The sequence below is a fragment of the Ciceribacter sp. L1K22 genome, assembly GCF_017599385.1.
Taxonomy (GTDB): Bacteria; Pseudomonadota; Alphaproteobacteria; order Rhizobiales; family Rhizobiaceae; genus Allorhizobium.
On record NZ_JAGFPK010000001.1, the window covers coordinates 692,992 to 716,313 of the forward strand.

At 59.9% G+C, this 23,322-nt stretch carries 21 protein-coding genes and 1 pseudogene; 13 read left to right on the top strand and 9 right to left on the bottom strand.

Annotated elements, in window-relative coordinates; all coding sequences use genetic code 11:
* The first annotated feature begins 49 nt into the window (after positions 1-49).
* A complete protein-coding gene (grpE, locus tag J5J09_RS03405) occupies positions 50-667 on the top strand; it encodes a nucleotide exchange factor GrpE (RefSeq protein ID WP_208548290.1) in 618 nt (205 codons plus the stop codon).
* A 53-nt stretch (positions 668-720) separates the two neighbouring features.
* On the opposite strand, the gene ptsN is transcribed toward grpE, so the two are convergent.
* The 6 genes and pseudogenes from ptsN to lptC all read right to left on the bottom strand — a co-directional run bounded on the left by ptsN (position 721) and on the right by lptC (position 5,771).
* The gene (gene ptsN / locus J5J09_RS03410) at positions 721-1,185 is read right to left on the bottom strand and encodes a PTS IIA-like nitrogen regulatory protein PtsN (RefSeq protein ID WP_208548291.1); all 465 of its coding nucleotides are present in this window, start codon (positions 1,183-1,185) and stop codon (positions 721-723) included.
* Between the two features lie 64 nt (positions 1,186-1,249).
* Entirely contained in the window at positions 1,250-1,822 is a 573-nt protein-coding gene (gene raiA, locus J5J09_RS03415) for a ribosome-associated translation inhibitor RaiA (RefSeq protein WP_208548292.1), read from the bottom strand.
* Positions 1,823-2,033: 211 nt separating this feature from the next.
* The gene (rpoN, locus tag J5J09_RS03420; RefSeq protein ID WP_208548293.1) at positions 2,034-3,584 is read right to left on the bottom strand and encodes an RNA polymerase factor sigma-54; all 1,551 of its coding nucleotides are present in this window, start codon (positions 3,582-3,584) and stop codon (positions 2,034-2,036) included.
* 142 nt (positions 3,585-3,726) lie between these two features.
* Positions 3,727-4,467 (bottom strand): annotated as a pseudogene (gene lptB, locus J5J09_RS03425) (LPS export ABC transporter ATP-binding protein); the annotation flags it as partial.
* Positions 4,468-4,551: 84 nt separating this feature from the next.
* On the bottom strand, positions 4,552-5,097 hold the full coding sequence (locus tag J5J09_RS03430) for an LptA/OstA family protein (protein ID WP_208548294.1): 546 nt from the start codon (positions 5,095-5,097) through the stop codon (positions 4,552-4,554).
* A gap of 11 nt (positions 5,098-5,108) precedes the next feature.
* A complete protein-coding gene (gene lptC, locus J5J09_RS03435) occupies positions 5,109-5,771 on the bottom strand; it encodes an LPS export ABC transporter periplasmic protein LptC (protein WP_208548295.1) in 663 nt (220 codons plus the stop codon).
* 201 nt (positions 5,772-5,972) lie between these two features.
* Between lptC and J5J09_RS03440 the strand changes: the two genes are divergently transcribed.
* The 6 genes from J5J09_RS03440 to J5J09_RS03465 all read left to right on the top strand — a co-directional run bounded on the left by J5J09_RS03440 (position 5,973) and on the right by J5J09_RS03465 (position 10,250).
* Positions 5,973-6,320 (top strand): integration host factor subunit beta, encoded by a 348-nt coding sequence (locus J5J09_RS03440; RefSeq protein WP_208548296.1) that lies wholly within the window; start codon positions 5,973-5,975, stop codon positions 6,318-6,320.
* Positions 6,321-6,410: 90 nt separating this feature from the next.
* Positions 6,411-6,755: a DUF1049 domain-containing protein gene (locus tag J5J09_RS03445; RefSeq protein ID WP_208548297.1), complete on the top strand. Its 345-nt coding sequence runs from the start codon at positions 6,411-6,413 to the stop codon at positions 6,753-6,755.
* 25 nt (positions 6,756-6,780) lie between these two features.
* Entirely contained in the window at positions 6,781-7,926 is a 1,146-nt protein-coding gene (locus J5J09_RS03450) for a class I SAM-dependent rRNA methyltransferase (protein WP_208548298.1), read from the top strand.
* A complete protein-coding gene (locus J5J09_RS03455) occupies positions 7,923-8,783 on the top strand; it encodes an RNA methyltransferase (RefSeq protein ID WP_208548299.1) in 861 nt (286 codons plus the stop codon). Before J5J09_RS03450 ends, J5J09_RS03455 begins: the two co-directional genes overlap by 4 nt.
* Positions 8,783-9,274 (top strand): signal peptidase II, encoded by a 492-nt coding sequence (gene lspA, locus J5J09_RS03460; RefSeq protein ID WP_208548300.1) that lies wholly within the window; start codon positions 8,783-8,785, stop codon positions 9,272-9,274. Before J5J09_RS03455 ends, lspA begins: the two co-directional genes overlap by 1 nt.
* A 97-nt stretch (positions 9,275-9,371) precedes the next feature.
* Complete coding sequence (locus tag J5J09_RS03465) at positions 9,372-10,250, top strand: GNAT family N-acetyltransferase (protein ID WP_208548301.1); 879 nt, start codon at positions 9,372-9,374, stop codon at positions 10,248-10,250.
* Between the two features lie 17 nt (positions 10,251-10,267).
* Here the strand turns inward: J5J09_RS03465 and J5J09_RS03470 are convergent, their stop codons facing one another.
* On the bottom strand, positions 10,268-10,438 hold the full coding sequence (locus J5J09_RS03470) for a hypothetical protein (protein ID WP_208548302.1): 171 nt from the start codon (positions 10,436-10,438) through the stop codon (positions 10,268-10,270).
* Positions 10,439-10,551: 113 nt separating this feature from the next.
* On the opposite strand from J5J09_RS03470, the gene J5J09_RS03475 reads away from it, so the two are divergent.
* The gene (locus tag J5J09_RS03475; RefSeq protein ID WP_208548303.1) at positions 10,552-11,487 is read left to right on the top strand and encodes a LysR substrate-binding domain-containing protein; all 936 of its coding nucleotides are present in this window, start codon (positions 10,552-10,554) and stop codon (positions 11,485-11,487) included.
* 4 nt (positions 11,488-11,491) lie between these two features.
* Here the strand turns inward: J5J09_RS03475 and J5J09_RS03480 are convergent, their stop codons facing one another.
* The gene (locus J5J09_RS03480) at positions 11,492-13,774 is read right to left on the bottom strand and encodes an NADP-dependent malic enzyme (RefSeq protein ID WP_208548304.1); all 2,283 of its coding nucleotides are present in this window, start codon (positions 13,772-13,774) and stop codon (positions 11,492-11,494) included.
* A gap of 113 nt (positions 13,775-13,887) precedes the next feature.
* Between J5J09_RS03480 and mutS the strand changes: the two genes are divergently transcribed.
* From mutS to murJ, 3 genes are all read left to right on the top strand, one after another.
* Positions 13,888-16,629 carry a DNA mismatch repair protein MutS gene (gene mutS, locus J5J09_RS03485; RefSeq protein ID WP_348646412.1) on the top strand — a complete coding sequence of 914 codons (2,742 nt, stop codon included), beginning with the start codon at positions 13,888-13,890 and terminating at the stop codon, positions 16,627-16,629.
* Positions 16,630-16,694: 65 nt separating this feature from the next.
* The gene (locus tag J5J09_RS03490; RefSeq protein WP_281436201.1) at positions 16,695-19,544 is read left to right on the top strand and encodes a [protein-PII] uridylyltransferase; all 2,850 of its coding nucleotides are present in this window, start codon (positions 16,695-16,697) and stop codon (positions 19,542-19,544) included.
* A gap of 1 nt (position 19,545) precedes the next feature.
* A complete protein-coding gene (gene murJ / locus J5J09_RS03495; protein WP_208548306.1) occupies positions 19,546-21,117 on the top strand; it encodes a murein biosynthesis integral membrane protein MurJ in 1,572 nt (523 codons plus the stop codon).
* Here murJ and J5J09_RS03500 read toward each other — a convergent pair.
* Complete coding sequence (locus J5J09_RS03500; RefSeq protein WP_208548307.1) at positions 21,108-21,527, bottom strand: DUF882 domain-containing protein; 420 nt, start codon at positions 21,525-21,527, stop codon at positions 21,108-21,110. The genes murJ and J5J09_RS03500 overlap by 10 nt on opposite strands.
* 175 nt (positions 21,528-21,702) lie before the next feature.
* Between J5J09_RS03500 and J5J09_RS03505 the strand changes: the two genes are divergently transcribed.
* Together J5J09_RS03505 and trpS are read left to right on the top strand one after the other, a co-directional pair.
* Complete coding sequence (locus tag J5J09_RS03505) at positions 21,703-22,095, top strand: VOC family protein (RefSeq protein WP_208548308.1); 393 nt, start codon at positions 21,703-21,705, stop codon at positions 22,093-22,095.
* Between the two features lie 104 nt (positions 22,096-22,199).
* Entirely contained in the window at positions 22,200-23,267 is a 1,068-nt protein-coding gene (trpS, locus tag J5J09_RS03510; protein WP_208548309.1) for a tryptophan--tRNA ligase, read from the top strand.
* Positions 23,268-23,322 lie beyond the last annotated feature (55 nt).

The following is a 23,322-nucleotide window of genomic DNA, read 5'->3' on the forward strand; positions in this document are numbered from 1 at the left end:
GCCAAGCGCTGATATCGGGCACGATTTCCATCCTCAACCGGAGAACGTCATGACCGACCACGAAACCAAGAACGGACCTGACGCAACGGCTGTCGACCAATCCGAAGCAGCTGAAATTCAGGAACCGATTGCCGAGACCACTGAGCCGGATCCGATCGAAGCTCTTCAGGCTGAGAATGCCGAGTTGCGCGATCGCTATCTTCGCCTTGCGGCCGAGATGGATAACCTGCGCCGTCGGACCGAACGCGACGTGAAAGACGCCAAGGCCTATGCCGTCACAGGCTTCGCTCGTGACATGCTTGCTGTATCGGACAATTTGCGCCGCGCTCTGGATGCCATTCCGTCGGAAGCGCGCGAGGCGGCCGACGCAGGCCTGATGGCGCTGATCGATGGCGTGGAGATGACCGAAAGGGCGATGCTTTCAACGCTCGAGCGTCACGGTGTCAAGAAGATCGAGGCCGAAGGGCAGAAGTTCGATCCCAACTTCCATCAGGCAATGTTCGAAGTTCCGAACCCCAATGTGCCGAACAATACCGTCGTTCAGGTCGTCCAGGCTGGCTACGTTATCGGCGAACGAGTCCTGCGTCCGGCCATGGTCGGCGTGGCCAAGGGGGGGGCAAAGCCCGAAGGAAACGGATCCGAACAGCCTGCGGAAGCAAAGCAGTGATCAGATGAGAAAAGCCCGCTTCATCGAAGCGGGTTTTTTGCAAATGAGCCTCGTCAGGCAGCGTTTGATGCCTGTTCCTCGTTGAGGAAGGTGAAGATGGCTTGGGCAGAATCAGTGGCGCGAAGCTTGCTGACCATGTCCTGATCCCGCAAAACGCGCGCTATACGGGAGAGCGCCTTAAGATGATCGGCCCCGGCACCTTCCGGCGCAAGCAGCAGGAAAGCGAGATCGACCGGCTGGTCATCGAGGGCCTCGAAGTCGACCGGTGTTTCCAGTCGGGCGAAGACCCCAACAATGCTCTGGATACTGGTGAGCTTGCCGTGCGGTATGGCGATGCCGTGGCCAACGCCTGTGGAGCCAAGGCGCTCGCGCTGCAAGATGACGTCGAATATCTCCCGTTCCGGAATGGATGTGATCTTGGAGGCTTTTGCCGCCAGTTCCTGCAACAACTGCTTCTTTGAATTCACCCTCAGAGCGGGGATGATCGCATCCTGTTGCAGTAGGTCTGCCAAGGCCATTTTAAAATCCTTCACTCCGCAGAGATGAATGACACGGACCGGCCAGAGCCGGCCCGTGGCTGCATCAGCCCTTGATGTTGGTCGAGTCGATCCAGCCGATGTTGCCGTCGTTACGGCGATAGACGATGTTGAGGCCGTCCTTTCCCGGGCTGCGGAAAAGCAAAACGGGCTCGTCGGTCATGTCGAGCGCCATGACGGCGGATGCTACCGTCATCGTTCGTAGCTTCTTGGTGCTTTCCGCGACGATCGTCGGCGCGAAATCCTCGGGAACCTCTTCCTGTTCCTCCGGCATCGCATCCATCACGGCGTAGGCAACTTCGACGTGGTTGCCCGAATTCGTCGCATGATGGTCCTTAAGCCGACGTTTGTACCGGCGCAGACGCTTTTCGATCCTCTCAGCCGCGGCGTCGAACGCCAACTGCGGATCGTTCGCCTGACCAGCGGCATGCAGGTTGATCCCCGTATCCAGATGAATCATGCAATCGGCCGAAAAGCGCGATGACGATTTCGTGACGGTGATCTGTCCTGAATACCCTCCGTCGAAATATTTGGTGACTGCGTCGGAGACGCTACCCTCGATTCGCTGCCGGAAAGAATCACCTATTTCCATATGTTTGCCGGAGACACGCACACTCATGGAGTTTCCCTTCTTATTCTAATTTACGGGTACCAGTTTACGCCAAGCCGTGCGTGCATCCAAGCGTTTCGAGCATTTGATGTCGCTCGTCTTATGGATAAGAGGTCTTCACCGGCGAAGCTCTGTGTGTGACATTTTCCCGGTCTGTCGGGGCGGGCTTCTAGCCCCGGAGCTTTGCGGAGTCAACGCCGCAAAGCCTGCCTTCGGCCTCTTATCCGGCCGAAACCTTGGCAATCGCTCGCTTCTCGCGACGCCTTTGCACGGACGAGGGAATGTTCATGGCCTCTCGGTACTTCGCGACGGTTCGTCGCGCAAGATCGACGCCGCCACGTTTCAACGTGAGCACGATGTCGTCGTCCGACAGAACAGCTTCAGGGCTTTCCTGGGCGATAAGCTGGCGAATGCGGTGGCGAACGGCTTCCGCCGAATGCGCATCCCCATCGTCGGCTGAACTGATCGAGACGCTGAAGAAATATTTCAGTTCGAAGAGGCCACGGGGGGTCAGAATGTACTTGTTGGTCGTGACGCGACTGACGGTCGACTCGTGCATTTTGATCCCGTCGGCAACCGCCTTGAGGTTCAGTGGCCGGAGGTGGTCGACGCCCAGCCGCAGAAACGCATCCTGCTGGCGGACAATTTCGCTTGCGACCTTAGCGATCGTCTTTGCGCGCTGATCGAGGCTGCGGGTCAACCAGTTGGCGTTTTGCAGGCAATCGGACAGAAAGGCCTGGTCAGCGCCGCGAGATGTTCCCTTCTTCGAGACCTCGACGAGGTAGCTCTGGTTAATTAGTACGCGCGGCAGGACATCCGGATTGAGCTCTACGATCCACCCGCCATCGCGACCGGCGCGAACGATTATGTCCGGTATCACGGCTTCGCTCACTGACGTCTCGAAGCCGCTTCCGGGTTTGGGATTCAGCTTGCGGATTTCCCCCAGCATGTCGATGAGGTCTTCCTCATCGACGCCGCAAAGACGTTTCAGCGTGCTGAAGTCACGTTTCCCCAGTAGTTCCAGATTGTCGACGAGGGCACGCATCGCAGGATCGAGACGGTCGCGAAGCTTGAGTTGTATGGCCAGGCACTCGCTGAGGGTGCGCGCGAAAACCCCGGGTGGATCGAGCGTCTGCAAAGTGTTCAGCACGTCCTCGATGTGGCTGGAAGTGGTGCCGAAGCGTTCCACTACCTCACCCATGTCGGCACGCAGGTAACCGGCTTCGTCGAGCTGATCGATCAAGGTGAGCGCGATCAGTCTGTCTCCGGAGTTGGTTATTGCGAACGGCAACTGCTGCAGGAGGTGGTCGCGAAGGCTCGTCTGACCCGCGACGAAATCATCCAGATCGAAGCCATCGCCGCTGGTTGCCCCCGGCATGGACTTCCATTGGCCGATCAGTTCCGGAGCGTCGGCCCTTCCGGGGCTTGCCTCGTCGGCGTAGGCCTCGCCGAAGTTCGCATCCAGCCGGTCGTCGAGGGTGTCGCCTTTGCCGCCTTCGTACCAGTCGCTGGCGAGCGACGGGGCCGCCACGTCTCCGTCGGCATGGTCGGTATCGGCGCCGCTCTCGTTGCCGCCGGAATAGGCATCGTCGCCCGAATTGTCATCATCAGACGATGGAATTTCCAGAAGTGGATTTTTTTCCACTTCCTGGGCAATGAATTGGGTGAGTTCCAGATGGGTCATCTGCAGCAGCTGAATGGACTGCATCAGCTGCGGAGTCATGACCAAAGATTGACTTTGTCGCAGGTAAAGATTGGCCGACAATGCCATGGCGGACGCTAAACTCCCCTACACTTGCCCCCTGGCACGCCCTCGGGAATACCAGTTGCCCCAACTGGCCCAAAAATTGCTTTTTTAGATCGTTTGGTCAAGCGTTCATGCCGGAGGGAAGAAATTTTCTCCCTATGGGCGCTTACAAACTGAATTTGTCGCCGAGGTAGAGGCGTCGAACGTCCGCATTGTTGACGATGTCGTTGGCCCGCCCATGCGTGAGCACCTCGCCCGCATGTATGATATAGGCTCTGTCGATGAGACCCAGTGTTTCGCGAACATTGTGGTCGGTGATCAGGACACCGATACCGCGCGCCGTCAGATGGCGGACAAGGTTCTGGATATCGGACACGGAGATAGGGTCGACACCCGCAAACGGTTCGTCCAGCAACATGAAAGTTGGGTCTGTCGCCAGCGCGCGCGCGATTTCCAGGCGACGGCGTTCACCCCCGGAGAGAGCCACAGCGGCGGATTTGCGCAGTTTCTCGATGTGGAATTCATCGAGCAGTTCATCGAGCTTCCGTTCGCGCTTCTGCCGGTCACTTTCGTGCACCTCCAGCACTGCGCGGATATTGTCTTCGACCGACAGCCCACGGAAGATCGACGCCTCTTGCGGCAGGTAGCCGACGCCGAGCCTTGCGCGGCGATACATCGGCATCGTTGTCACATCGTTGCCGTCGATGGCAATCATGCCCATGTCGACGGGAACGAGACCGGTGATCATGTAGAAGCATGTCGTCTTTCCCGCGCCATTCGGGCCAAGCAGGCCGACAGCTTCCCCCCGCCGCACTACCATGGAGACGCCGTTCACAACGCGCCGCGAATTGTAGGTTTTCGTCAGGCCGCGAGCGATCAGCGTGCCATCGTAGCGCGCTTTGTCGAGCGTCGGTGCCTCGGAACCGGTCGGCTGGTCGTGCTTGGCGCCGAAAAGAGCAGGGAGTCGGGGAATTTTCACGTCAATCCGGTCTCAGTTGTTTTGCCGAGACTTCGGATCGAGCTGTATCTGTACGCGGCCGCCGCAGCTTTCCAGCCTTGCCTCTCCCGAGCGCATTTGCACTGTGAGTTTGCATCCGACGAAAACGTTCTGACCTTCGGAAAGGACCACACGATCGCCTTCCAGAACGAAAATTTCGGTATCGAGGTTGAAAAAGCCCTTTTCAGCCGTCGCCTGCTGGGTGCCCGACGACAGGAAAACGGTGTCGGAGACGTCGATCTTCTCGATATCCGCGTTACCCGACGTCACGGCTGTTCCCTCGCCCCGGTAGTGTACGACCATACGCCCTGAGCGCAGCATGGTCGTTCCTTGCACGACCTTCACATTGCCAGAAAAGATTGCCGACTTTTCCTGTTCGCGAAACTGCAGTTCGTCGCTTTCGATCTGGATCGGCTGGTCGTTAGACAACTTCAGCCCATCCATGTTGCTGGTGGTGTTCTGCGAACGGGCTATCGCGGGCGGCAAAAGCGCCAAACCGGCGGCGATCAGCATTACCGAAAGTCTACCTTTGCGTATCATCTTGCCGGCCTTCAATTGCCCTGTTTGCGAATGGCGGAGGGTTCGATGTTCACTCGAACCGCTCCCGAGAAAACGATCGTCCGACCGTTATCGGTTATCTTCATGGAGTCTGCAACAATGGCCGCTTGTTCTGCCTTGATCGAAACCGGATCGGGGGTTTCCATCTTGCCGCCCTTGACGTCAAGATGGGCGGATTGAAAGCTGGCCTCGACACCGCTGCTGAGACGGATCGTGAAAGGTGCCGTCATGTCGAGCCTGTCCGAAGACCGGTCGAAAATGCCGCTGATCGCCTCGACTCTCGCGATCACCTTCTCGTTTAGCGGTACCGCGGCCGCGATCGTTTCAAGCGTGATGATGTTGGGGTTGGCAATATCCTGCAGGGCGCGCTCGGCCCGCATCGAGTAGCTTATGCCGTCGCGGTTCCGGCCCGATATAGCAGGCTTCTCCATCACCACTTTGCCGTTTTCTATGCGCGCGCCTTCAAGTTCGATGTTTTCCGGCAGATAGGCACGGATGACCGAGACGGCGATGAAGGAGAGGGAGATGAGGATGGCCGCGATCGGCAGCAGGACTTTTAATCGCTCGACACGACGGGTGTGCCGAACCGCTGCCGCATAGGCGCTGTTCGCCGTTCCGGCGGCGGGCGACTGTGCCTCTGCTAACCTGTTCAGCATCAAGGGACCTTGTTGAATTCCGGCATTTGCAGGGCCGCAGCGATAGCGCCCGTGCGTTCGGCCGGAGAATTCGCATTATTGCGGGCGATTGCCAATATGGAAATTGCATCGCGGTTTACAAGCCCGTGAAGGCCTTGCGGCGCCGGAGAGGGTCTTGAAATGCGAGGGTGGGAAGTTGTTTCTTGACGGTACTGACCATGTTTGGCACTTTGTGCCCTCTTTCATGAAGTTGTTCAGGGGGCAACCGTGATCAAATCGGAACTGGTGCAGATCGTCGCCGCGCGCAATCCGCACCTTTATCATCGCGACGTCGAAAACATCGTAAACGCCGTTCTCGATGAAATCACCGATGCCCTTGCTGCGGGTAACCGCGTCGAGCTTCGGGGCTTCGGAGCCTTCTCGGTGAAAAACAGGCCATCTCGTTCAGGCCGCAATCCGAGAACCGGTGAGACAGTGTTTGTCGAGGAGAAGTGGGTTCCGTTCTTCAAAACAGGTAAGGAACTGCGCGAACGGCTGAACCCCGGCATGGGCGACGACGATAGCGATTGATCGACCGCCTGACTGTTCCCTATATGTAGGTTCGATCGGCACCCGGCTGTTCGCCGAGGTGACTGCCGTTGCATAGCAGAGGGAAATACCATGCTCCGCAAGATCATCACTCTCGTCGTCCTCGTACCGCTCGGTATCGTGCTGATCGTCCTTTCGGTCACGAACCGCCAGAGCGTGACCCTTGCGCTCAATCCCTTCCGCCCCGAGGATCAGGTGCTGTCGCTAACGGCGCCGTTCTTCGTGTTTCTCTTCGTCGCATTGATGATCGGCCTGTTGGCGGGTTCCTTTGCCACCTGGCTGTCGCAGGGCAAGCACCGCAAGCGCGCCAGGGTGGAAAAGAAGACAGCGCTGAAATGGCAGGCGGAGGCCGACAAGCACAAGAACCGGGCCGAGCAGATCGCCGTGCAGGCCCTGCCAAGTCCGCAGTCGAAGTAACGGGGCTTTCCCTGGGGCAGGTGGAATGGTAGTTGCGCCGTCTTTGGTGGCAACAGAAGTCGGAAGTCGCGTTTTGAAGAAGAGGGAACAGAGGTCGGGCAAAGGATCGCCATCACAGCGCGGCGCCGGGGGAGCACCGAGACGCGATGGCCGCCCGGGCGTTCGCAATGGCGACCAGCAGCGAAAGGCGGCGCCTATCGCCGAAACGAACACGCCGTCGGCTGAACCGGCGCGCGGACTGTCGCCGAGAAGCGGCGAGCGTCCCGCCGAGCGGGTGCCGCTCATTCTTGAATCGCATGCGGCGGGCGATTTCCACCTGATCGACAGTGGGAACGGTCAGAAGCTCGAACAGTATGGATCTTACCGCATAGTTCGTCCCGAAGCCCAGGCGCTTTGGAAACCCTCATTGCCAGACCATGTTTGGAATGGCGCCGATGCGGTCTTTACCGGAGACACTGACGAGGACGGCATTGGGCGCTGGCGCTTCCCCCGGGAGGCTCTTGGCGAGACCTGGCCCCTTTCATTGCTGGGTGTGGATTTTCATGGGCGTTTCACGGCTTTCCGCCACGTCGGGGTCTTTCCGGAGCAGATCGCGCATTGGTCCTGGATGAAAGAGCGGATCGAGACCGAGAAGCGAACACTGAAAGTGCTCAACCTCTTCGGCTATACGGGTGTCGCTTCGCTGATCGCAGCCGCTGCAGGCGCGGAGGTGACGCATGTGGACGCCTCCAAGAAGGCGATAGGCTGGGCGCGTGAGAATCAGGCCCTCAGCCGCCTCGACAAGGCGCCGATACGTTGGATCTGCGATGACGCGATGAAGTTCATTCAGCGCGAAGAACGCCGCGGCAACCGCTATGACATCATCCTGACGGATCCTCCGAAGTTCGGCAGGGGCCCGAATGGCGAGGTCTGGCAACTGTTTGATCATCTGCCATTGATGCTCGATATCTGTCGCGAATTGCTGTCGCCCAAAGCGCTCGGTCTGGTGCTGACCGCCTACTCCATACGGGCAAGCTTCTACTCAATCCATGAACTGATGCGTGAGACGATGCGCGGAAAGGGTGGCTGGGTCGAATCCGGGGAACTGGTGATCCGCGAGACGGGTCTCGACGGCAAGGCGCCAAATCGTGTTCTTTCAACTTCCCTTTTCAGTCGCTGGGTGCCGAAATGAATAACGACATCAGGCACGACGGTGCCCGGCGGGTCGGTCAGGTCAAGGAGGTCACCAGCCTTGCCAATCCCATCGTCAAGGACATCAAGGCACTGTCTCAAAAGAAGACGCGCGACGAGACGCGATCCTTTATCGCGGAGGGCCTGAAGCTCGTCATCGACGCGCTCGATCTAGGCTGGACGATCAAAACCCTCGTCTATTCCAAGGCTGCCAAGGGCAAGCCGGTGATCGAAAAAACCGCCGCCCGGACCATTGCGGCCGGTGGCCTTGTCCTGGAAGTCAGCGAAAAGGTCATGTCCGCGATCACCCGTCGCGACAACCCGCAGATGGTAGCGGGAGTTTTTGAGCAGCGATGGATGCCGTTGAAAACGATATCGCCGGTTTCGGGGCAGACCTGGATTGCACTGGATCGCGTTCGTGATCCCGGCAATCTCGGTACGATCATTCGCACGGCTGACGCCTCCGGAGCATCGGGGATCATTCTGGTCGGTGATTGCACTGATCCTTTCTCGATGGAGACGGTCCGCGCAACCATGGGCTCCGTTTTCGCGGTGCCCGTGGTCAAAGCAACGGTCGCGGAGTTTCTTGCCTGGAAACGTGCGGCAGGCGTGAATATCGTCGCCACCCACCTTGCGGGTGCGGTTGACTACCGGACGATTGATTACCGGTCGCGTCCCGTCGTGCTTTTGATGGGCAATGAGCAGTCGGGGCTCCCCGACGAACTGGCCTCGGCGGCCGACTCCCTCGCGCGAATTCCCCAGTCAGGCATGGCGGATTCGCTCAATCTCGCTGTCGCGACGGGTGTCATGCTGTTCGAAGCAAGACGGCACCTGCTCTCGCTCGGAGACCATGCCTGATGGCCGGACGCACCTTGTTTTCACGTCCGATGCCGGCGGTGATCTTCGTGGTTGCAATGCTGTTTCTCGATCAGTTGATCAAGTATCTCGTCGAGATCGAACTGCCGATGCACGAACTGGTCCCTGTCATGCCGTTCCTCGCGCTCTACCGGACCCATAACCTGGGAGTGGCGTTTTCAATGCTGTCGGGAATGGACGGCTGGTTCATTGTCGGTCTTCGGATTGTCATCGTGGGCTTTGTCCTATGGATGTGGCGGCGCACGGACTACACCCATCACTTCGCACATCTCGGTTACTCACTGATCATCGCAGGTGCCATCGGCAATATCATCGACCGTTTCGTGTACGGGCATGTCGTCGACTATATTCTGTTCTACACCGGCACATGGTCGTTCGCCGTGTTCAACCTCGCAGACGCCTGCATAACGATCGGAGCGGGACTCGTTCTGGTCCAGGAGTTCCTCGTACCTCACCCGAAGGACAAGGCCTGACCTGCTTTGCGTCAGTCGCGGCAGCGTGGCTTGCGTCACGAAGTTGTCGTAGAAGCGTGGTTTATGACCCGGAAAAGTAGGGCGGAGACGAATCGCCATGGGCATCGAAATTCTGGATCGCTCGACAGTCGCTGACGCAGTCACCGGACCGTCAACAGCCGATACGCAGACCATTCTTGACGTTCTTGGCCGGATCGGAAATCTTGAGACCCGTCTGGCGCGCACCGAGCGTGAAATAGACGCTGCCCAGGCGCTGCGGTTCAAGGTGTTTGCCGAGGAGATGCACGCCATCCTGCCACCGGAAGCGATGCGTCGGCAGCGTGACGCCGACCAATGGGATGCGGTCTGCGATCATCTACTCGTCCTGGACCGCTCGCTGGAAGGTGATGCGGAGGACCAGATCGTTGGAACCTACAGGCTCCTCCGACAGGAAGTCGCCTTAGACCATGGCGGGTTCTATTCTGCGTCGGAATTCCAGGTAGGTGATCTCCTGTCCCGGCATCCCGGCAAGCGCTTCATGGAACTGGGGCGCTCCTGTGTATTGCCCCCGTATCGAACCAAGCGCACCGTGGAATTGTTGTGGCAGGGGAATTGGGCCTATGCTCTCAGATACGGTGTCGATGCCATGTTCGGCTGCGGATCCTTCCCCGGGGTGCGTCCCGAGGAGCATGCCTTGGCGCTATCGTTCCTCCATCACAACGTAGTTGCAAAAGGCGACTGGCACGTCAGCGCGCGTCCGGAACTTCATCGCGAGATGGATCTCATGCCGAGCGAAGCCGTGAATCCGAAGCGGGCGCTACTGGCAATGCCGCCCCTTATCAAGGGTTATTTGCGCCTCGGTGCGATGGTGGGTAGTGGCGCGGTCGTCGATCAGGCCTTCAACACCACAGACGTGTTGATTTTGCTTCCCATCTCCAGCATTTCCGACCGCTATATCAATTACTACGGTGCTGACGCCGGACGCTTTGCGAGCTGAGGCGGCAGCTGACTTTTTCACCAAGACGATGTATCGCGGGGATCAAGCGGCAAGTCGCCGACTTCGCGCAGACTCATCCGGGTCACCGCAGGGTGTATCAGGGGATCACGCCGCCAACCTTCGGCGACGCCTTTCTCTGTCAAAAGCGTCCGGACAATCAACGAAATCTTATAGAATATCTTGAGCATGGGACGGGCTCCTCAGCTGGTCGCCCTATTCGGTCGACCTCAATTGCCCAAAATACAGGGATGTCACCGTATCTCCCATTGATGCTTTCGGCATAGAGCTATAGATTTTCTGCATGAGGAACTTGAATGTCATGACCCTGAACGGTCTTAGGGCGGTGGAAGCCGTGGGGCGGCTGGGATCGCTACAGGCTGCGTCCGACGAACTGGGTGTGACCATCGGCGCGGTCAGCCAGCAGGTGATCAAATGCGAGACACAGCTGGGCCGGTCGCTCTTCGCACGCGAGCCGCGCGGTCTCGTAGTCTTGCCGGGCGCTCGAGACTTCGTGACGCGACTGACCGAAGCCTTCGGTGGCTTGTCCCGTGCCATAGACTGGATACGACACGAGAGGGAGGACGTCCTGACGATCTCCGTCGCTCCGGTCTTTGCGGCGAGATGGCTCGTCTTCAGGCTGGGACAGTTTGCCGAGCTTTACCCAGACATCCGCATCCGCCTGGACGCTACCGACCGCCTGATCGATCCAAATGTAGGCGATGTCGATCTTTGCATTCGCGTTGGAAAGGGTCGATGGTCCGGCGTGCAGGCCAACCTTTTGCTGCAGCAGCAGGTCTTTCCCGTCTGCTCCCCGGCAATGGCATCGAAGCTGTCGGCACCCGCTGACATTCTGGACATGCCGTGGGTTGTCGATGCCCGGGCGATGTTTTCGCGAGACCTTTGGCTGGGTCGCGCCGGTCTTCCAATCGGCCGGGTGGTAGCCCGTCACGTTTTCAATGAAGCGTCGCTGTGTCTCGACGCCGTGATCGCCGGCCAAGGTGTGATGCTTGCGTGGCAGACGCTTGCCTCGCACGCCATCCAAAGCGGCCAGTTGGTCGTTCCATTCGGCCCGTTTGTGGCGACCGGCGATGGCCATTATCTGGTGACGGCGGAAAACGCGGCACGCGACCCGAAAGTCGAGGCTTTTGAAGCTTGGCTTCGGCAGGCGCTTAAAGACGACATGGCGGCACTGAACGCCTTCGTCCGAACGGCAGGCATCGAGCCGGCCGCGCTTTGAGTCTCTAGTGGGCGTTGTAAGCAGCGATTGTCGCCATGTTGACAATATCCGTATCCTTGGCGCCGTACTGTGCGATCTGCACCGACTTCTGAAGGCCGACGAGCAATGGCCCGATGACCGTCGAGCCCCCGAGTTCCTGTAGCATCTTCGTCGAGATCGCCGCAGAATGGATGGCGGGCATGACCAGCACGTTCGCGGTGCCGGAGAGGCGGCAGAACGGATACTGCTCCATGCGATGCGTGTTCAGTGCCACATCCGCGCCCATCTCCCCGTCATATTCGAAATCGACGTGACGCCGGTCGAGGATTTTCACCGCCTCGCGCAAACGCTCAGACCGCTCTCCGGTCGGATGTCCGAAGGTCGAATAGGCAAGCAGCGCAACGCGCGGCTCATAGCCCATGCGGCGGGCGACGCCTGCCGCTTCCTCGGCGATGTCGGCAAGTTCCTCTGCCGTCGGCATGTCGTGCACTGCCGTATCGGCCACGAGAACCGTACGACCGCGCGTCAGCGCCAGCGACACGCCGATAACCCGGTGGCCTGGCTCGGCGTCGATGCACCGACGGACATCCTCGAGCGCCGTCGAATAATTGCGCGTCGTACCCGTCACCATGGCGTCGGCATCACCAAGCGCGACCATGCAGGAGGCGAAATGGTTGCGGTCCGTGTTGATCAGGCGCTGGCAATCGCGATGGAGATATCCCTTCCGCTGCAGCCTGGAATAGAGATAGTCCGTATAGGCCTCGACGCGCGTCGAAACGCGGGCGTTGACGAGTTCGATGCCAGGCCGGTCGAGATCGATGCCGGCTCTGGCCGCTGTCGCTTTCAGTGGCTCGTCGCGACCGAGCAGGATCGCCGTGCCAAGCCCCTGCGTCGCGAACGAGATTGCCGCGCGCATCACCTGTTCCTCCTCGCCCTCGGCGAAGACCACGCGCTTCGGATGCTTCTTCACGCGCTCGTAGAGCCGCTGTGTCGTCGCGGCGATCGGGTCGCGTCGCGCTGAAAGTTCGCGCGCATAGGCATCGAGATCCTCGATTGCCTTTCCAGCGACGCCGCTTTCCATCGCTGCCCGCGCGACGGCAACAGGAATGGCGGAGATCAACCGCGGATCGAAAGGTACGGGAATGATGTATTGCGGCCCGAAGCGCGGACGGTTGCCCTGATAGGCTGCCACCACGTCGTCGGGCACGTCCTCGCGGGCGAGATCGGCGAGAGCCTGCGCAGCGGCGATCTTCATCGCCTCGTTGATCTGCGATGCGCGAACGTCGAGCGCGCCCCGGAAGATATAGGGAAAGCCCAGGACGTTGTTCACCTGGTTCGGATAATCGGAACGCCCGGTCGCCATTATCGCGTCGCTCCGGATTTCGGCGACCTCTTCCGGTGTGATTTCGGGATCGGGATTGGCCATGGCGAAGATGATCGGGTTTGGCGCCATCGAACGGATCATGTCGGCGGAAAAAGCGCCCTTCTGCGACAGGCCGAACACGACGTCGGCCCCCGCCATCGCTTCGGCCAGTGTTCGGTTGTTGGTCTTCACCGCGTGCGCCGATTTCCACTGGTTCATACCTTCGGTTCGGCCTTGGTAGATCACGCCCTTGGTGTCGCAAAGGGTAACGTTTTGTGGGTTGAAGCCCATGCTCTTGATAAGCTCGACGCAGGCGATCGCCGCCGCGCCGGCGCCGTTGCACACCAGTTTGGTCGTCTTGAAGTCGCGGCCCGTGAGCGCCAGCGCGTTGATGAGACCGGCTGCCGCGATGATCGCCGTGCCGTGCTGATCGTCGTGAAAGACGGGGATATCCATCAATTCGCGCAGGCGCTGCTCAATGATAAAGCAGTCGGGTGCCTTGATATCCTCGAGATTGATGCCGCCGAACGAAGGGCCGAGATAGCGGACGCAGTTGATGAACTCGTCGACATTCTCGGTGTCGACTTCGAGGTCGATCGAGTCGACGTCTGCGAACCGCTTGAAGAGAACGGACTTGCCCTCCATCACCGGCTTGGAGGCAAGCGCACCCAGATTGCCCAGACCGAGAATGGCAGTGCCGTTCGAGATGACGGCCACCATGTTGCCGCGCGTGGTATAGTCATAGGCCGTCCTTGGATCGGACGCGATTGCCTTGACCGGTACCGCCACTCCGGGTGAGTAGGCGAGCGAAAGGTCGCGCTGCGTTGCCATGGCCTTCGTTGGCGTGATCTCAAGCTTGCCAGGGCGGCCCTGCGCGTGAAAATCCAGTGCTTCCTGTTCGGTGACGGACGTCTTGGCCTTTCCGGCCTTGTCGTTTGTCGGCATGTTCCCTCGACCTAGTTGTGGGCAGCGTCTCGCGCGGCCGCCCTTGCTGTTGTTTTTGGTCTCCCAAGGCCGTTAGTGTTGCACGTCGCTTTTTGAAAGAAAACATTCCGCTCGTGAGCATCAACAACCCCCTTGATATTGAGGTCCTGAAGGCCGCCGAACTTGCCTCGGAGGAGAGCCGTGCCTCGGCGACGCCGATGATGGAGCAGTTCATCGAGATCAAGGCGAACAATCCCGATAGCCTGCTATTTTACCGAATGGGGGACTTCTACGAGCTGTTTTTCCAGGATGCGGTAGAGGCTTCCCGCGCGCTCGGCATTACGCTCACAAAACGCGGCCAGCACATGGGTCAGGACATCCCGATGTGCGGCGTGCCGGTGCACGCGGCCGACGATTATCTGCAGAAGCTGATTTCCCTCGGCTTTCGTGTCGCCGTTTGCGAGCAGGTCGAGGATCCCGCTGAAGCAAAGAAGAGAGGATCGAAGTCGGTCGTTCGCCGGGATGTGGTGCGTCTCGTGACTCCCGGCACGCTGACGGAGGAAAAGCTTCTTTCCCCTTCCGAGTCGAACTACCTCATGGCGCTTGCCCGCATACGCGGCGCGTCGAGTTCCATGGCGCTCGCCTGGATCGATATCTCGACCGGCGTCTTTAGGCTAGCGGAGACCGATGAGCAGCGGCTGCTGGCTGATATCCTGCGGATCGAGCCGCGGGAACTGGTGCTGGCCGACAACCTGTTCCACGATCCCGAATTACGTCCGGTCATGGATGTCCTTGGACGTATCGCCGTTCCTCAGCCGGCGGTGCTCTTCGACAGCGCGACGGCCGAAGGACGTATAGCCCGCTATTTTGGTGTTGCAACGCTGGAAGGCTTCGGCAGTTTTTCCAGGGTCGAGATGGCTGCCGCCGCCGCTGCCGTGGCCTATGTCGAGAAGACCCAGATTTCCGAGCGTCCGCCGCTTGGCTTGCCGGAACGGCAGAATGCATCGTCTACGATGTTCATCGATCCGGCAACGCGCGCCAACCTTGAGCTCGTCAAGACGCTGTCCGGCGATCGCAACGGTGCGCTCCTCAAGGCGCTCGACCGGACCGTGACCGGCGGCGGGGCACGATTGCTGGCCGAGCGTCTGATGTCACCGCTCACGGATCCGGGACTGATCGCGGAACGACAGGAGGCAATCGCCTTCCTGCTCGCCGAACCCATGTTGAGCGACCGTCTTCGCGATCTGCTGAAACGGGTTCCGGACATGCCCCGCGCGCTGTCGCGTCTGGCACTGGACCGCGGCGGACCTCGCGATCTCGGCGCGATTTGCCTCGGTCTTGGCGCTGCCCGCGACGTTGCCGGGCTGCTTGCAGATCATATCGGCCTGCCGGACGAACTGGCAAACGCGCTAGCCGATTTGGAGGCCCTCCCAAGCAGTCTCGAAGAGAGACTCGCGGCGCTGCTTGCCGACGACCTGCCGCTTTTGAAGCGCGACGGCGGTTTCCTGCGGGATGGTGCTCGCCCGGATCTGGACGAGGCGCGCGCGCTCAGGGACCAGTCAAGGCGCGTCATCGCCGGCCTCCAGCTGCAATATTCCGACGAGACCGGGATCAAGTCCCTGAAGATCAAGCACAACAACGTGCTCGGCTATTTCATCGAGGTCACAGCCAACAATGCCGGCCCGTTGACGGAAGGGGAGGCGAAGGCACGCTTCATCCACCGTCAGTCGATGGCCAACGCGATGCGATTCACCACCACCGAATTGGCCGACCTCGAAACGCGGATCGCAAACGCTGCCGGTCAGGCTCTTGTGATCGAACTGGAAGCCTTCGATGCCATGACTGCCGATGTCGTGAGCGCCGCCGAGGCGATCAAGCGCGGGGCAAAGGCGCTCGCCGTTGTCGATGTAGCAGCCGCTTTGGCGGCCTTGGCCGAGGAACAGGGCTACTGCCGTCCGATGGTCGATGACAGCCGCATGTTCAGGATCGTTGCCGGACGTCACCCCGTTGTCGAGCAGGCATTGCGTCGGCAGTCGGCCGGACCGTTCATTGCGAATGGTTGCGATCTTTCGCCTGTGGCGGACGGAAGCGATGGCGCGATCTGGTTGCTCACCGGCCCCAACATGGGTGGTAAGTCGACTTTCCTTCGCCAGAACGCGCTGATCGCTATCATGGCGCAGATGGGATCCTTCGTGCCGGCGGGCGCAGCCCATATCGGTGTCGTTGACAGGCTCTTTTCCCGCGTCGGCGCTTCCGATGACCTGGCGCGGGGGCGGTCCACGTTCATGGTGGAAATGGTTGAAACGGCCGCGATCCTTAATCAGGCGAGCGAACGCTCGCTGGTGATCCTCGACGAGATCGGTCGCGGAACGGCCACCTTCGACGGCCTGTCAATCGCCTGGGCGGCTGTCGAGCATCTGCATGAGGTCAATCGCTGCCGCTCTTTGTTCGCCACCCATTTCCATGAACTGACGCAACTGTCGGAAAAGCTGCCTCGTCTCTCGAATGCGACGATGAAGGTGAAGGAATGGCAGGGCGACGTGGTGTTCCTGCACGAGGTTGGACCCGGCGCGGCTGACCGTTCCTATGGCATCCAGGTGGCTCGTCTCGCCGGCCTGCCTGCATCCGTGGTAGCTCGCGCCCGTGAAGTGTTGACGCTGCTTGAGGATGCCGACCGCAAAAATCCGGCCAGCCAGCTCATCGACGATCTGCCTCTGTTCCAGGTCGCCGTGCGGCGCGAGGAAACCGCTCGGTCTGCTTCGCCGCTTGCCTCGAAAGTCGAGGATATGCTCCGTGCGCTCGATCTGGACGATCTTACGCCGCGTCAGGCGTTGGACGCGCTTTACGCTTTGAAGCAAGAACTTGGCAAACCTTGATCGCTAATATGCTGTAACCGGCCCCTCAAAAGCGCTATAGCGCAGTCACTGCGCGTGCTCACCAATTGAAAGCGAAGACGCCATCCATGGCCCAGCCGACGATAGACAATAGCGATATCCTCGATACCGCCGCCTTGAAGGCAGAGTGCATGAAAACCGCCGTCGCCAATGCCGGACACGTGCTGAACGCCCGCGCAGCTTTGCTGCCGGTGCTGAAACAGGCCGTCGCCGAGGCACGTGAGGTCGCGCGACGGAAACTTTTCGAAGATGGCAGCGGTCTCGCCTGTGCACAGCGTCTGTCCTGGCTGCAGGACCAGTTGATCTCCATCGTCTATGAGGCCGTTGTCGCCCACATTTATCCGGAAAAGACCGATTCCATCGCCGTAGCCGCGGTCGGTGGCTACGGTCGCGGCACCTTGGCACCTGGCTCGGATATCGACCTTCTCTTTCTGACGCCGGCCAAGGTTTCGCCCAATATGCACAAGGCGGTTGAGTTCATGCTCTACCTGCTCTGGGATATTGGCTTCAAGGTGGGTCATGCCACGCGCACGCTTGACGAATGCATCCGCCTTTCAAAGACCGACATGACCATTCGGACTGCTGTGCTGGAGTCCCGCTTCATTTGTGGCAAGGCCGACCTGGTCGCTGAGTTGATCCGCCGGTTCGATCTCGAGGTGGCGGAAGGCACGGCGCCGGAATTCATCGCCGCCAAGCTTGCCGAGCGCGATCAGCGCCATCAGAAGGCCGGCGACACCCGTTATCTGGTCGAGCCGAACGTCAAGGAAGGCAAGGGCGGCCTCCGTGATCTCCAGACACTCTTCTGGATCGCCAAATACAAGTACAATGTCCGTGATGCCGAGGACCTCGTGAAGCTCGGTGTACTCTCAAGGCAGGAATGGCGCCTGTTCCAGAAGGCGGATGATTTTCTCTGGGCCGTGCGTTGCCACATGCACTACCTGACCGGTAAGCCCGAGGAGCGCCTGTCCTTCGATATCCAGCCGGAGATCGCCCAGTCACTCGGATATCAACCGCGCCCCGGCCTTTCTGCCGTCGAGCGTTTCATGAAGCACTACTTCCTCGTCGCCAAGGACGTGGGCGATCTGACACGGATCATCTGCGCCGCGCTTGAGGACGAGCAGGCCAAGGCTGCGCCGGGACTAACGGCCGCGATCGGCCGTTTTGCCAACCGCCCGCGCAAGATCCCTGGAACGATCGAGTTCATCGAGGACAAGGGGCGCATCGCGCTCGCCCGACCCGACGTCTTCAAGCGGGATCCGATTTCCATCATCCGCCTTTTTCACGTTGCCGACCTCAACGGCCTGGAATTTCATCCTGATGCGTTGAAGGGTGTAACGCGATCCCTGTCGCTGATCGACAATGACTTCCGCGAGAACGAGGAAGCCAACCGCCTCTTCATGGCGATCCTGACCTCCCGTCGCGATCCGGCGCTGATCCTGCGGCGCATGAACGAGGCGGGTGTCCTTGGTCGCTTCCTGCCGGATTTCGGCAAGGTAGTGTCGATGATGCAGTTCAACATGTATCATCACTACACCGTCGACGAACACCTCATTCGGACGGTTGGCGTGCTGTCTGAGATTGAAAAGGGACAGTCCGGCGATATCCATCCATTGTCGGCAAAACTGCTGCCGAGCATCGAGGATCGGCAGGCTCTATACGCCGCCGTGCTGCTTCACGACGTTGCCAAGGGCCGCCAGGAGGACCATTCGATCGCCGGGGCCAAGGTTGCGCGTAAGCTCTGCCCGCGTCTCGGCCTTTCGCCGAAGCAGACGGAACTCGTGGCGTGGCTCATCGAGCAGCATCTCCTGATGTCCATGGTGGCTCAGACCCGCGACCTGCATGATCGCAAGACGATCACCGACTTCGCCGAGAAGGTCCAGTCGCTTGATCGCCTCAAGATGCTGCTGGTGCTGACGGTCTGCGACATCCGCGCGGTCGGTCCCGGTGTCTGGAACGGCTGGAAGGGGCAATTGCTCCGCACGCTCTACTACGAGACTGAATTGCTCATCTCCGGCGGTTTCTCCGAGGTTTCGCGCAAGGAACGCGCCAAACATGCCGGAGACATGCTCTCTGAGGCTCTGGCAGACTGGAGCACGCGCGAACGCGAGACGTATATCAAGCTTCACTACGAGCCGTATCTGCTCGCCGTCGCTCTTGAGGATCAAGTCCGCCACGCAAATTTCATCCGGCAGGCCGACAAGTCCGGCCACGCTCTGGCGACGATGGTGCGGACTCATTCGTTCCACGCCATCACTGAGATAACGGTTCTGTCTCCCGACCACCCCCGGCTTCTCTCCATCATCGCGGGTGCCTGTGCCGCCGCCGGCGCCAACATCGCCGACGCGCAGATTTTCACGACGTCGGATGGACGCGCGCTCGATACGATCCTGGTCAATCGCGAGTTCCCGATCGATGAGGACGAGATGCGTCGGGCCGGCACGATCTGTCGCATGATCGAAGACGTTCTTTCGGGCCGCAAGCGCCTACCTGAGGTGATTGCCACGCGTAGCAAGGGGAAAAGGAAGAACAAGACATTCCCCGTCCAGCCCCACGTCACGATCTCCAACGGCCTCTCGAACAAGTTCACCGTGATCGAGATCGAGTGCCTCGATCGCATCGGTCTGCTGGCTGAGGTGACGGCGGTTCTCTCCGATCTCTCGCTCGACATCCATTCGGCCCGCATCACCACGTTCGGTGAGAAGGTCATCGACACCTTCTACGTAACCGACCTGATCGGCCAGAAGGTCACAAACGACAACCGCATCGCCACCGTCACCGGGCGACTCAAGGCGGTGATGGCCGAGCAGTCCGACGAACTGCGCGACAAGATGCCCTCCGGCATCATCGCGCCGGCGCCGCAGCGTGGGACGTTGATCCAGAAAAAGCTGAGAGCCTGAAATGAGCCTTGTCCGGAAATTTGCGACGGTCGGCGGCGCGACCCTGGGCAGCCGTATCTTTGGCTTCGCCCGCGAAACGCTGATGGCGGCCGCTCTGGGCACGGGACCCATGGCGGACGTCTTCTACGCCGCGTTCCGGTTTCCGAACCTGTTTCGCCGTCTCTTCGCCGAGGGCGCGTTCAATGCTGCCTTCGTGCCGCTTTTCTCAAAGGAAATCGAGGCGAATGGCGTGGCCGGTGCCAAGCGCTTCTCCGAGGAAGTCTTCGGCGTTCTCTTCTCCGTACTGCTGGTGATCACGATCGTCATGGAACTCTCCATGCCGCTTCTGGTGCGCTGGATCATCGCGCCTGGCTTTGCTGACGACGCTGAGAAGTTTTCCCTGACGGTCCGGTTGGCGGCCGTGATGTTCCCCTACCTCATGTGCATGTCTCTGACGGCGATGATGAGTGGCATGTTGAACTCGCTGCATCACTTTTTCGCAGCCGCCATCGCCCCGGTCTTCCTGAACGTCATCATGATCGGAGCGCTCCTGTATGCGCTCCATACCGGAGCTGAACCCGCCACCACCGCGTGGTATCTCTCCTGGTCGGTCTTGGCGGCCGGGCTTCTGCAACTCGCTGTAGTCTATATTGGCGTCCGCCACGCCGGAATGAGCATTGGTTTTCGCTGGCCCAGGATCACGCCGAACGTTAAGCGTCTGCTTGTTCTGGCAGTACCGGCCGCGCTGACGGGCGGGATCACCCAGATCAACCAGATCATCGGACAAGCGATTGCCTCCGGCAAGGAGGGCGCGATCGCCGCTCTCCAGTATGCGGATCGCATCTACCAACTTCCCCTCGGTGTTGTCGGCGTTGCGGTGGGGGTCGTGCTGTTGCCGGAACTCTCCCGCGCCCTCAAAGGTGGCCATCAGGTCGAGGCTGCCAATATCCAGAATCGCTCGATAGAGTTCGTCCTTTTCCTGACCCTCCCCGCAGCCGCCGCTTTGTGGGTGTTGTCCGACGAGATTATTCGGGTGCTCTATGAACGGGGCGCCTTTTCCGAACAGAACACCGCCGTGGTCGCATCTATCCTGGCGATCTACGGGATAGGCCTGCCCGGCTTCGTCCTCATCAAGGCTCTGCAGCCAGGCTTTTACGCGCGTGAAGATACGAAAACCCCGATGCGTTTCACCGGCATATCCGTCGCGGTGAATTCCACGCTTGCGATATCCCTGTTTCCCCTTATCGCCGAACGCGGTATCGCCACTGCGGAGGCGGCCGCCGGCTGGATCAACGCGGTGCTGTTGTTCGTGACGCTTCTGCGCCGCGGCGACCTGATGTGGGAGTGGCCGCTTGTCTGGCGCGCCGCAAGGCTGGTTGTCGCCTCCGCTGTCATGGCGATGGTGTTGATCTACCTTTCGGATCGCTGGAGCGCGTGGCTCAGCCCTTCATCGGGTCTCCTGGAGCAGGTTGCTGCGCTCGGCGCTCTGATCGGTATCGCGATGGTCGTGTACTTTGTAACAGCATTCGCCATTGGCGGTGCCAGTCTCGGAATGATTCGCCGAAACCTGCAGCGTAGGGGCCGTCAGCAATAGGTCCAGTTGCGGCGCGGTCCGATATCGACATGGACGATGCCGTTGCAGTACCGACCCACGCCGCCAATGCCGGGAGCATGCTTAGCCGCGGCAACGATCTTTCGTTCAGAAACGCCGGGCACGCGGATGTCGGCGGCGTAACAGCGGCTGTGTTGCGACTTCCCGGACCGGGGTCGATGACCGGATGTGACGATCGGTTTCCGGCCGGTCTCGCTGGCGATGTGAGCGAGGATACGTTGAAGCTTTTCCGGAAAACATCCGACCTGCACGCTCGCTCTCTGGACGGTGTAGGCGGCAGAGTAGCTGTGCTTCATGAAGAAGGTAGCCTTGCGCTTTTCATCCATGGCGGTGGCGTTTGGGCTTGTCATGGCAATGGCCAAGAGACAGGCAATGGCGACGCGATACATCATGCCGGGGCTCCTGTAAAAAAAGAAAATTATCGCTTGATGGCGAGGTTGCGATCGGAGGCGGGTATTTCCTTCCGAAAAGTGACCTGAATAAGGAGGAATTTGCTCTAAATCGAGAATTTCGCGCCGTATTGGTTAATGTCCGTTAAGGATACTTGCGCAGCACAAGGAGTGACCAATGGCCTTGCAGGAACTTTTTCTCGTCACGCTCGTGGTAGACGACTACGACAAGGCGAAGACCTTTTACTGTAATGCGCTTGGCTTCGATTGTGTCGAGGACACCCAGATGGATGCCGTCAAGCGCTGGCTGGTGGTTCGGCCGCCGGGCACGTCCGGTGCGGCCCTTTTGCTGGCGAAAGCCGATGGTGAGGACCAACGGGCGGCGGTCGGAAAACAGGCCGGCGGCCGGGTCGGTTTTTTCCTGCGAACCGATGACTTCGCCCGCGATTACAAGGCCTTGCTTGCAAATGACGTACGGTTTGTCGGAGAGCCGCGCCACGAAGTTTACGGTACCGTCGTCGTCTTTGAAGACCTCTATGGCAATCGCTGGGATCTTCTAGAACCGGTCTGAAGCAGTGTTGTGTCGGCACTTGATTGTGCAGAAGGCGGGGTGCATAAGCGCTGGCGGAAATCAATCGCTAGATCAGGCCTTCCACCCGCCTGTTGGGGACGTACATGAGTGAATTCAAGCCGCTGGTTTTCTCCGGCGTTCAGCCGACCGGCAATCTTCACCTCGGCAACTATCTCGGCGCCATCAAGAAGTTCGTCGCACTGCAGGCAAACAACGATTGCATCTATTGCGTCGTTGATTTGCACGCGCTGACGGCGCAGCTTGTGCACGAAGACATGCCGAACCAGATACGCTCGATCACGGCTGCCTTCCTTGCATCGGGCATCGACCCGAAGGCGCACATCGTGTTCAACCAGTCGGCGGTGCCGCAACACGCGGAACTGGCCTGGATCTTCAACTGCGTGGCGCGGATCGGCTGGATGGAGCGCATGACCCAGTTCAAGGACAAGGCCGGTGGCAAGAACGCCGAGCAGGTTTCCTTGGGACTGCTCGCCTACCCGAGCCTCATGGCCGCCGACATTCTTGTGTACCGGGCCACGCACGTCCCCGTCGGCGACGACCAGAAGCAACATCTGGAGCTGACCCGCGATATCGCGATGAAGTTCAACCTCGATTTCGCAAGCCAGATCCGCGAGACCGGGGCGGGAATCGATATCAAGGTCGGCGACCAACCGGTCCATGCCTATTTCCCGATGGTGGAGCCGCTCATCGATGGTCCGGCGCCGCGCGTCATGAGCCTGCGCGATGGCACGAAAAAGATGTCGAAGTCCGATGCCTCTGATCTTTCGCGCATCAACCTGATGGATGATGCCGAGACGATCTCGAAGAAGATCAAGAAGGCCAAGACCGATCCGGATGCGCTTCCGAGCGAGACGGAAGGATTGAAGGGTAGGCCGGAGGCGGACAACCTGGTTGGCATCTTCGCTGCCCTTTCAGACAAGTCGAAAGCTGACGTGCTGAAGGACTTCGGCGGACAGCAGTTTTCCGTTTTCAAGCCGGCCCTCGTTGATCTTGCGGTCGAGACCCTGGCTCCTGTGAACGGGGAGATGCGCCGGCTGATGGGGGATCCCGGCTACATCGACACGGTGCTTCGTGACGGTGGCGCACGGGCCCGCGCCCGCGCGGAAAAAACCATGAAGGAAGTCCGCGACATCATTGGTTTCGTGCAGTAAGGTCGAGTGTGTCGCGCGGCGGGCAAACCGGAGTCCGTCGTGACGCGCGCGGTTG

What these genes read in the sequence shown, in the direction of transcription:
- grpE (WP_208548290.1), top strand. Translation starts at nt 50, where the DNA reads ATGACCGACCACGAAACCAAGAACGGACCTGACGCAACGGCTGTCGAC.
- ptsN (WP_208548291.1), bottom strand. Translation starts at nt 1,185, where the DNA reads ATGGCCTTGGCAGACCTACTGCAACAGGATGCGATCATCCCCGCTCTG.
- raiA (WP_208548292.1), bottom strand. Translation starts at nt 1,822, where the DNA reads ATGAGTGTGCGTGTCTCCGGCAAACATATGGAAATAGGTGATTCTTTC.
- rpoN (WP_208548293.1), bottom strand. Translation starts at nt 3,584, where the DNA reads ATGGCATTGTCGGCCAATCTTTACCTGCGACAAAGTCAATCTTTGGTC.
- J5J09_RS03430 (WP_208548294.1), bottom strand. Translation starts at nt 5,097, where the DNA reads ATGATACGCAAAGGTAGACTTTCGGTAATGCTGATCGCCGCCGGTTTG.
- lptC (WP_208548295.1), bottom strand. Translation starts at nt 5,771, where the DNA reads ATGCTGAACAGGTTAGCAGAGGCACAGTCGCCCGCCGCCGGAACGGCG.
- J5J09_RS03445 (WP_208548297.1), top strand. Translation starts at nt 6,411, where the DNA reads ATGCTCCGCAAGATCATCACTCTCGTCGTCCTCGTACCGCTCGGTATC.
- J5J09_RS03450 (WP_208548298.1), top strand. Translation starts at nt 6,781, where the DNA reads ATGGTAGTTGCGCCGTCTTTGGTGGCAACAGAAGTCGGAAGTCGCGTT.
- J5J09_RS03455 (WP_208548299.1), top strand. Translation starts at nt 7,923, where the DNA reads ATGAATAACGACATCAGGCACGACGGTGCCCGGCGGGTCGGTCAGGTC.
- lspA (WP_208548300.1), top strand. Translation starts at nt 8,783, where the DNA reads ATGGCCGGACGCACCTTGTTTTCACGTCCGATGCCGGCGGTGATCTTC.
- J5J09_RS03465 (WP_208548301.1), top strand. Translation starts at nt 9,372, where the DNA reads ATGGGCATCGAAATTCTGGATCGCTCGACAGTCGCTGACGCAGTCACC.
- J5J09_RS03470 (WP_208548302.1), bottom strand. Translation starts at nt 10,438, where the DNA reads ATGCTCAAGATATTCTATAAGATTTCGTTGATTGTCCGGACGCTTTTG.
- J5J09_RS03475 (WP_208548303.1), top strand. Translation starts at nt 10,552, where the DNA reads ATGAGGAACTTGAATGTCATGACCCTGAACGGTCTTAGGGCGGTGGAA.
- J5J09_RS03480 (WP_208548304.1), bottom strand. Translation starts at nt 13,774, where the DNA reads ATGCCGACAAACGACAAGGCCGGAAAGGCCAAGACGTCCGTCACCGAA.
- murJ (WP_208548306.1), top strand. Translation starts at nt 19,546, where the DNA reads ATGAGCCTTGTCCGGAAATTTGCGACGGTCGGCGGCGCGACCCTGGGC.
- J5J09_RS03500 (WP_208548307.1), bottom strand. Translation starts at nt 21,527, where the DNA reads ATGATGTATCGCGTCGCCATTGCCTGTCTCTTGGCCATTGCCATGACA.
- J5J09_RS03505 (WP_208548308.1), top strand. Translation starts at nt 21,703, where the DNA reads ATGGCCTTGCAGGAACTTTTTCTCGTCACGCTCGTGGTAGACGACTAC.
- trpS (WP_208548309.1), top strand. Translation starts at nt 22,200, where the DNA reads ATGAGTGAATTCAAGCCGCTGGTTTTCTCCGGCGTTCAGCCGACCGGC.